The 787-nt window shown below is 35.2% G+C and carries 1 protein-coding gene; it reads right to left on the bottom strand.

Annotated elements, in window-relative coordinates; translation table 11 throughout:
• Positions 1-787: SdrD B-like domain-containing protein (locus CD127_RS10965; protein WP_142381315.1), on the bottom strand; the 787-nt coding region annotated here is incomplete at both ends.

A 787-nucleotide genomic window follows, 5' to 3' on the forward strand; every position in this document is an offset into this window, starting at 1 on the left:
TCAGAGTCGCTGTCTGAATCAGAGTCGCTGTCTGAATCAGAGTCACTATCAGAGTCAGAGTCACTATCAGAGTCAGAGTCACTATCAGAGTCAGAGTCGCTATCTGAGTCTGACTCATCTTCAAAGTATCCATTATCTATACTAAAATCATCATGGTCAGTAATAGATACATGAACATCTTCCCCATCAGCATCTTTTTCGTCATCTGTTGTATTCGTAACAGTTTGAGTTAAACCGTCTGGTTTATCAAAATGAATTGTATAATCTCCACTATCTAAATTATCAAATTGATATTTACCATTTTCATCTGTTGTTGTTGTGCCAATTGTATTGCCGTCATTATCTTTTAATGTAACAGTTACACCCGGAATACCTGGTTCATCTGTATCTTGGATACCATCTTTATTTACATCTTTCCATACATAATCACCTACACTATATTTAGGCGTTTTATAGAATCCACTATCTAATGTCCAATTATCTGCACCATTGATCACACCTGTAGTTGTTAAACCATCTGAATCTACAGTGTCATCACTTCCAGCATCTACTATTGTTGGTGTATAGCCTTCTGGTGTACTGAATTCTACTGTGTATGTTCCATTTTCTAAACCAGTAAATTGATATTTACCACTTTCATCTGTTGTTGTTGTGCCAATTGTATTGCCATCATTATCTTTTAATGTAACGATTACACCTGTAATTCCTTTTTCATCAGAATCTTGGATACCATCTTTATTGGTATCTTCCCATACATAGTCGCCTAAATTATATGTTGGTTTATAAA

Source organism: Staphylococcus petrasii (assembly GCF_002902565.1).
GTDB classification, from domain to species: Bacteria; Bacillota; Bacilli; order Staphylococcales; family Staphylococcaceae; genus Staphylococcus; species Staphylococcus petrasii.